The following is a 7400-nucleotide window of genomic DNA, read 5'->3' on the forward strand; positions in this document are numbered from 1 at the left end:
AGGAACCAATGCTGGTTCAGGCATTCTGCACGGAAGCGGCCATTGAACGCTTCGATGAAAGCATTATCAGTCGGCTTTGAACTCAATCAGAATGTTCGTGATTTGATGGATGTTGCGCGGTCCCGTCTTGAAGACACCAAGGGCGAACTCGATGAAGCCCTCGGCCGAACCGGAATAGGTCCCGTGATTGTCACGTGCATCGGGCCAGTAGGAACTGCGCAGCGCCCTTTCATCGGCGCGGTCTATCCCGCGGCAATACCGATAGAGGCAGTCGCGGAGCGCCTCGCGGTCGAGCAATTCGGTAATTTTTTTGTGTTTCATCGCTTGTCGCACATCTGATATCGGGGCGCTTACCCATCCAGTGACGCAGCCAGCTTTCAACTGCTCGGCTGACGTAAGGAAAAACCCTCCCTCTGCTTAGGCATGCATGTAAACAACTGCCCTTAGAAGTAGACATCAATGGGAGAGCTGCGGGTAAGGTGTTTGGACAGCGACGGCGCCGTCATGCACCAGTTGCGTTGCGTTTCAACCCCCACAATGTTGGTTGAACAAAAGGCGATCGAGCAACGCATCCGAAACGCAATCTATCTCCAGCGCACGTTCAGGGCAGGATCGAGCGCCTCGCGACGCGAACAGTTCGTCCCTCTCCTCGACATCGATTGCACCGGGCAGTATGTATCCCTCGTCGTCAAGATTGAATATTTCGGGCGCTTGGGCCCAGCATCTTGCATGACCTTGGCATTTGGAAGTGTGCACTATGACGCGCATACGGTACTCCATGTCTTTCCTCCTCTCAATTATCAGGACCAGTCCAGGATCAGATTCTCCATTCCAAACACGTGGCCCCCATAGGTGATGGGCGCCGTACCATCCTTGATACGGAAGTCAGGGATGCGCGACAGCCACTCCTCCAGGCCGATGACGATCTCTCGCCGGGCAAGGTGTGATCCAAGACAGCGATGGGGACCGTACGCAAAAGCGGTGTGGCGATTGTCTTCTCGTGCCAAATCGATCGTGTTCGGATTTTCGAATTCCACCGGATCACGATTGGCAATCATCGTGGCGCAGGAAATGTAGTCCCCCTTACGGATCGGCGCGCCTTCGAAATTGATATCTTTCGTCGCCACACGGATCATCTGCACGGTCGAATAGGCGCGAAGCAGTTCTTCGGCTGCGAGCACAATTCGATCCGGTTTGCTCCGCAGCAATTCCTGTTCTGTCGGATTGCGCGCGAGATAGGCCAGGTCAAAGCCGATCGCCGTTGCCACGGTGTCCAGTCCCGCGACGAATAGAAGCACGCCTATTCCATGGATTTCCTGGTCTCTCAACAGGCGGCCGTCGACCTTTGCCTGCACGACGAAGGTCATGAAATCGTCGGCCGGTTCTTTGCGGCGCATCGCTGCAAGTTCATCGATGAACGCCAAAATTGTTCGGGCGGCTGCGGTTCGTCTGATGCCGTCGCCGTGGAGCAGGTCCTTCCCCCAGCCCACGAATGTATTGAGGCGCTCATCGGATAAGCCGAGCAAACGGAGGAAGATACTAACCGCAAAAGGAAAGGCGAAGTCCGTCAAGATGTCGCAGCTTGTGCTCGACGCGGAAATCTTGGAAATCAACGCAATCGCCCGATCACGGACCGCCGGTTCGAGCTCCATTATCCGCCTGGGCGAAAGCAGCGGATTGAGAAGTGAGCGAAACACGCTGTGAGCCGGGGGGTCGAGTTCAAGCGGGATCAGCGGCCAGTTTTCGCCAAGCGCCGAGGCGAAAAGGCTCCGATGGCTGGAAAAGGTTCCGGTGTCCTGCAGCAATTTGCGTTGGTCCTGAGCGCGAACGATGACCCAGGTACCTCGGCCATCGCGCGTATTGCAGGGAGAATAAAAGATTCTCGGTCCATTATGGAGGCAAGCGACAGCTGCGTGCGGATCCCCATTTGGCATGCGCTCCATGCCGGGCGACGTGAACAGGCTGAAGTCCTTCACCATTTCGGGAGGGACATGTTCTGGAACCCTAATGGTAGCCACTGCTTTTCTCCTGTCATCAAAGCCCCTTCGCCGAGAACGAATTCTCCTCGGAGAGGGAGCGAGCAAAATCGTTGAGCGCCAGATTTCCAATCTCAGCAGCGCGAGGCGCCAATGACATGCGATGCAGCGATCAGATCGCCGTGCGGCTCGAAATCCACGCTGCTTTGTTGGCCGAAGTCGAAATTTCTTGGATGCCTCGCCCGCCCTTCCGGTCGACATCGGATTTTCACGGGTACCTCTCTTCCGGTAAATGCGTTCTGAGCACAGATGCATTTTGATTTCCTCCGCTCCATGGCGGTCACCAAAGAAACCGGCCGACAGTCCTTGCCGCCCCGCAAGAAGAACTTCAAAGTTCATGCCAATTTGATTGATTTGGCCGGAAAGAAATTTTTCAATTGCCTTTCAGCGCTTTGGCTCAAGGCAGAACTAAAGATTGGCTGATCAAGGCCGTGTCGCGTATCTAACAAAACCCGACATCAGGTGCCGGATGCCATCTATTCAGGTGCGACTTTTTTCCAGCCACCACAGCCGGGGGCCAGAGACAGCGCGACGAGTAACGAATGTCCTGATGTACTGCGATGCAGTGGGATAGCTTGAGGGTGGGTAGCTTTGAATTGTGGCATCGAGCTAGCGGCGGAATTCCGGGAACAGCTCGAAGCGTGCTACTCCTTTGTCCTGAATGTCAGTTCTACCAGCCCGACGACACCACCCTAAGAGTCGGCGGCAATCTGCCGATTGGGTGTTGCCTGACAGCAATGGGTATGGTGGCCTACCGTCCGCCGAGACGGAAGGCGATGGCCGCAGAAAGCCCGCTCAAGCGGCGGGCCGAAAATGCCGTCCGAAACAAATCCACAAACTACCCTGCCTGGCACGGCAAGAGCGTGGGTACGGAGATTTGATCTGGATCAAATCGCAATCCCGATGAAATTGATAGCCATCAAAGACGCGCTGGAAGAAATAGGGATAGCCGAAGTCGCAACGGCCGCGTGGTCGTCTCGGGCATGTCCGGCATAGGCGGTTTTCGAAGGGATCAGGACATGGACGTCGCACGCAGTGAGGTTCTCGTGATTGGCACTTCCGTCGCTTGCCGTTCCTGCCAGGCGCGGCACGGCGTCGTTTGCGGCGCCTTGTCGGCTGGCCAGCTTAGCGAACTTGGCCGCCACTCGCTGCGCCGCAAGGTCGACGCAGGCTGCGAGATCATTGCACAAGGATCGGAAAACTCTTTCTATTCGAACATCACGCGCGGCGTGGTGAAGCTCTGCAAGGTGATGTCGGACGGGCGCCAGCAGATCGTTGGCCTGCAATTCGCCCCCGATTTCGTCGGCCGCCCCTTCGTGCGCGAAAGCACGCTGTCGGCCGAGGCCGCGACCGATGCGGAGATCTGCGTGTTCCCCCGCAATTTGCTCGAACGCATGATATTGGAGACTAGGGAATTGCAGCGTAGCCTGCACGCTCAGGCGCTGAATGAGCTGGATGCCGCGCGCGAATGGATGCTGACGCTCGGCCGGCGGACCGCCGAGGAGAAGGTCGCAAGCCTGCTCCACCTCATTGCCGCCCACGCCGAGACGGCGACGAGCACTGCCTTCGATCTGCCGCTATCGCGTGCCGAGATTGCCGACTTTCTCGGGCTGACGATCGAAACCGTCAGCCGCCAGTTGACCCGGCTTCGCAAAGAGGGCGTCATCCGCATCGAGAACATCCGGCATATCACCGTGCCCGACATGGATGCGCTCGCAAAGAAAATCAGCGGGTAATTACCACCCGCGTATTGGAAAGGCCAGCCTGGCGCGCCAGCGTAAAGAACTAGGCGGCATTGTCGGGATGCAGACGGACGTGCCGGGCGCTACCACATCGAGCATTCCGGGCGAGAAAACTTCTAGTCCCGGAGCCGCCGGCTTGCAGCTCGGGATAGCCGCCGGGCAGGTGGGTGGCGTCGCCATCGGCGCCGGGCGCCCAGCAGGTCGCCAGCGAGCTGAGCGGTGAGCGGTGAGAGGAACAAAATATCAGCTCCGCGGCGACGTCAGCCGAGCAACAAATGCTCGTAGGCCAAAGGCTACATAGCGCGACCCGGGTGCCGGTCGGCATCAGCCGATCGATATTGGCGGCTGCGAGCTCTTCACGCCCCCAACCTGCGGATATCCGCCATCGTCGTCTTCTGTGACGAAATTATCGGAGCCGTTTGCGTTTCACCATTTTTCGATGCGCGGTCCGAGCCTGGCGCCCCCTTTTTGTCGGACCTCAAACTTTCTTGTGCAGTTTCAAACAAGAAAACGTGCGCGGGTAGACATACGCACGAGCAGAACCTCAAACCTCGTGACCCGCGCCTTCCCGCCGCGACCGGACTGGCGGGCAGTATGCTAAGGTTCTAAAAGGCGGCAGAGAAACCTTGATCGAGATGCGGTCGGAAGTAGCCGAAACAGCGCCCGGCCGTCAGCGCGGCACAACGGCTTCACAATTCGCTCGCCCGCACGAGCAGCGCACGAGTGCGGCGACGAAGGCCCTGTGCTGACCGCAAGTCCATCTCCTTCAGGCCAAATGGCATGACGCTTGCTTGCCCTGGCGTGTGGGCCGAGGTCGGATTCGTGTTAGCCGTGACTGAGAGGCCGCAAATAAATTTTCCTAGAGGAGCTTCATTGATGACCATGGAAAAGCAGGTCCCTATTGTCACCTTTCGCACGCGGGTTCGCGACGAGTCTATATCCGGTCCCAACCCCTACCGCTGGGAAGACAAGACGACCGACGACTATTTCAGCGGTAAGCGGGTAATCCTTTTTTCGCTGCCGGGCGCCTTCACGCCAATCTGCTCCACCTTCCAACTGCCTGATTTCGAAAGTCTTTATGTCGAGTTTAAGAAGAATGGCATTGACGACATCTACTGTCTCTCCGTCAACGATGCCTTCGTCATGAATGCTTGGGGCAAGTCTCAGGGGTTGAAAAATGTCAAGCTTATCCCGGACGGTTCGGGAGAATTCACTCGGAAAATGGGTATGCTCGTCGCCAAGGACAATCTCGGTTTCGGTCTGCGCTCCTGGCGCTACGCTGCCGTGATCAATAATGGCGTCGTGGAGGGGTGGTTCGAGGAAGAAGGCTTTGGCGACAACTGCGCGACCGATCCGTATGGCGTTTCTTCGCCGCAAAACATTTTGAAATGCCTTAAGGCCCCAGCCTTCGTATGAGCATTGAAGCCAACGACCAGCAGCTACGACTTGTCGTGCACACCTGCGCCGAATGATAGGAGTTTTGCTCGAACCATGAAGTCCTTTACAAGCCTTCATCAGCGTCAGCAGCAATCGCTGGTTATTACGCCCCAGCTCATCGCGTCTATTCGCTTGCTGCAGCTGGCGCACACCGAACTGAATCAGTTCGTGGAACAGGAAATCGAGAAGAACCCATTTCTCGACCTGGCGTCGAATGACGGCGGGGCTTCTGGCGTATCGCCAACTGCGGCGGATGATCCAAATATCAGCGCACGCGAAGACCACGTTGATGGACCGGCCAGGACGGACATGCCTGAGCTGTCTAGTCCCTGGAAATCAATCCGTGACACAGGCAACCTTTCGCCGGGGGAAAGGCCTTCCCTGGATGAGTTCGCCGCCTCAACTGAGACATTGCACGAACATGTCGCCCATCAGATCGCCCTCACTGCCTTCACACCCCAGGAGCGGCTGATTGCTGGCGCGCTTGCCGACCATCTGGATGACACTGGGTATCTGCAAGTGAACCTTCTGGAGCTAGCAGAGAGGCTAAATAGCCCTGAGGCTGGAGTGAAGCGGGTTCTTGAGGCTTTGCAGCTATTTGACCCGCCGGGCATATTTGCGCGAAGTCTGGGCGAATGCCTCGAGATTCAGTTGCGCCAACGAGACCGGTTCGACCCGGCCATGGCAGCTCTGGTCGCAAATCTCGAGTTGCTTGCGCGACGCGATTTTCGAGCACTGAAGCGACGTTGCCGGGTCGATGAAGACGACCTTCTCGATATGTTGAACGAAATTCGTGCACTTGACCCAAAGCCTGGAAACCAGTTCCAGTCCGCAAGGTCGGAATCCATCATACCCGACGTCTTCGTCCTACCCTCGCCGGGAGGCGGATGGCACGTCGAGCTTAATCGGGAGATTTTGCCCAAGGTACTGATCAACCAAACCTATTTTGCGCAAGTTACTCGCCTAACCGCCCAAAGCTCGAAAGATCAGTCATTCCTGAACGAATGCTTCCAGAGCGCGAGCTGGTTGGTTCGGAGTCTCGATCAGCGCGCCACGACGATCCTTAAGGTGGCGACCGAAATCGTGCGCCACCAGGATGTCTTTTTGGAAGATGGCATTGCTCATCTTCGCCCTCTCAATCTTAAGACCATCGCTGACGCGATCGACATGCACGAGTCCACTGTAAGTCGGGTAACGTCGAACAAATACATTCTCACGCCCCGCGGCGTGTTCGAGCTCAAGTATTTTTTCACCGTCGCGATCCCGTCCTCACAAGGCGGTGACGCGCACTCGGCCGAAGCTGTGCGCCATCAGATAAGGGCACTTATTGCCGCAGAGACGCTCCATGATGTGCTGTCCGACGATGGCATCGTTGCCAAGCTCAAGGAAACAGGCGTCGACATTGCTCGCCGCACAGTCGCCAAATATCGCGAGGCGATGAACATCCCCTCGTCCGCGCAACGCCGGCGGGAGAAACGGTTTGTACTGGCGGCCGCGGAGGGATAAGTCCTTTGTACCGTAGGTGATGCCCTTTTCCCAAAAACCGCGGAACTGAGGCACATGTGACATTGTGCTTAGTCCTCTCCATGGAGGATCGACTTCATATGGGCTGGCGACCGCAGCCTCGTCACGGGAGCTTCAAAAGTTGTTCCGGCCGCTTAAGCTGACGTTCCAGAAAAGATTAGATGTCTGTTCCATAGCCCAAGCGCTTAGGGGCTAAGCGGTTAATCACGAAAACTCGTGCAGAATTTTTATGTCGCGCAAGCGACAAATCTAGAAGCAGTTGTCGCCTCCCATTCATTTTCGCCGAACCGCTGGGATTTCGGTGCGGCGGCAACGAGAGCCTCAACCGAAAATGATAGACGGAGATACGCGGGCAGACGTTCTGGAGTTGGCGCGCTTTCGAGATCTCCGATGTTCGACGACGCAGGAATACAACACGCGGGCTGATCGAACTCTTGGCCTTCCTCACCGCTTGGCACGACGCATGCACGGTAATCCGAAAATGCGCCATCGAACAAAAAGGAATCATCCCATGATCAAGCTCACAGAGAATGCCGCCGCCATCATGAACGTAACGCTTTCCCGAGCCGAGCAGGCGGAAGGCTTTCGCATCGCGGTCGAGGCAGGTGGATGCGCCGGCTACAAATACCTGGTGGGGCTAGAAAGCGTCCAGGGCCAGGGC

Annotated in this window: 6 protein-coding genes and 5 pseudogenes; 5 read left to right on the forward strand and 6 right to left on the reverse strand. The window is 57.0% G+C overall.

Features of this window, described 5'->3' with window-relative positions; genetic code table 11:
- From CO660_RS31870 to CO660_RS31885, 4 genes and pseudogenes are all read right to left on the reverse strand, one after another.
- Positions 1 to 77 (reverse strand): annotated as a pseudogene (locus CO660_RS31870) (integrase core domain-containing protein); the annotation flags it as partial.
- Position 78: 1 nt separating this feature from the next.
- Positions 79 to 321: pseudogene (locus CO660_RS31875) on the reverse strand (nuclear transport factor 2 family protein); the annotation flags it as partial.
- Between the two features lie 204 nt (positions 322 to 525).
- Entirely contained in the window at positions 526 to 780 is a 255-nt protein-coding gene (locus CO660_RS31880) for a ferredoxin (RefSeq protein ID WP_004678571.1), read from the reverse strand.
- 20 nt (positions 781 to 800) lie between these two features.
- Positions 801 to 1979, reverse strand: a complete 1179-nt coding sequence (locus CO660_RS31885) for a cytochrome P450 (RefSeq protein WP_010009913.1) — start codon at positions 1977 to 1979, stop codon at positions 801 to 803.
- Positions 1980 to 2285: 306 nt separating this feature from the next.
- On the opposite strand from CO660_RS31885, the gene CO660_RS33560 reads away from it, so the two are divergent.
- Complete coding sequence (locus tag CO660_RS33560; RefSeq protein WP_010009909.1) at positions 2286 to 2459, forward strand: hypothetical protein; 174 nt, start codon at positions 2286 to 2288, stop codon at positions 2457 to 2459.
- Between the two features lie 596 nt (positions 2460 to 3055).
- A complete protein-coding gene (locus CO660_RS31890; RefSeq protein WP_010009905.1) occupies positions 3056 to 3772 on the forward strand; it encodes a Crp/Fnr family transcriptional regulator in 717 nt (238 codons plus the stop codon).
- Here CO660_RS31890 and CO660_RS33050 read toward each other — a convergent pair.
- Both CO660_RS33050 and CO660_RS34210 read right to left on the reverse strand, forming a co-directional pair.
- Positions 3762 to 3851, reverse strand: a pseudogene (locus CO660_RS33050) (L,D-transpeptidase); the annotation flags it as partial. The gene CO660_RS31890 and the pseudogene CO660_RS33050 sit on opposite strands and share 11 nt — an antisense overlap.
- 57 nt (positions 3852 to 3908) lie before the next feature.
- A pseudogene (locus CO660_RS34210) lies at positions 3909 to 4127 on the reverse strand (cobyrinic acid a,c-diamide synthase); the annotation flags it as partial.
- A gap of 527 nt (positions 4128 to 4654) precedes the next feature.
- Between CO660_RS34210 and CO660_RS31895 the strand changes: the two are divergent.
- From CO660_RS31895 to CO660_RS34215, 3 genes and pseudogenes are all read left to right on the forward strand, one after another.
- On the forward strand, positions 4655 to 5194 hold the full coding sequence (locus tag CO660_RS31895) for a peroxiredoxin (RefSeq protein WP_004678566.1): 540 nt from the start codon (positions 4655 to 4657) through the stop codon (positions 5192 to 5194).
- 75 nt (positions 5195 to 5269) lie between these two features.
- A complete protein-coding gene (rpoN, locus tag CO660_RS31900; RefSeq protein WP_011053429.1) occupies positions 5270 to 6721 on the forward strand; it encodes an RNA polymerase factor sigma-54 in 1452 nt (483 codons plus the stop codon).
- A gap of 529 nt (positions 6722 to 7250) precedes the next feature.
- Positions 7251 to 7400 (forward strand): annotated as a pseudogene (locus tag CO660_RS34215) (iron-sulfur cluster assembly accessory protein); the annotation flags it as partial.

The sequence above is a fragment of the Rhizobium sp. L9 genome (genome assembly GCF_002531885.1).
Lineage (GTDB): Bacteria > Pseudomonadota > Alphaproteobacteria > Rhizobiales > Rhizobiaceae > Rhizobium.

Coding starts and splice junctions, on each gene's coding strand:
- CO660_RS31880 (WP_004678571.1), bottom strand. CDS start 780: ATGGAGTACCGTATGCGCGTCATAGTGCACACTTCCAAATGCCAAGGT.
- CO660_RS31885 (WP_010009913.1), bottom strand. CDS start 1,979: ATGGTGAAGGACTTCAGCCTGTTCACGTCGCCCGGCATGGAGCGCATG.
- CO660_RS33560 (WP_010009909.1), top strand. CDS start 2,286: ATGCATTTTGATTTCCTCCGCTCCATGGCGGTCACCAAAGAAACCGGC.
- CO660_RS31890 (WP_010009905.1), top strand. CDS start 3,056: ATGGACGTCGCACGCAGTGAGGTTCTCGTGATTGGCACTTCCGTCGCT.
- CO660_RS31895 (WP_004678566.1), top strand. CDS start 4,655: ATGACCATGGAAAAGCAGGTCCCTATTGTCACCTTTCGCACGCGGGTT.
- rpoN (WP_011053429.1), top strand. CDS start 5,270: ATGAAGTCCTTTACAAGCCTTCATCAGCGTCAGCAGCAATCGCTGGTT.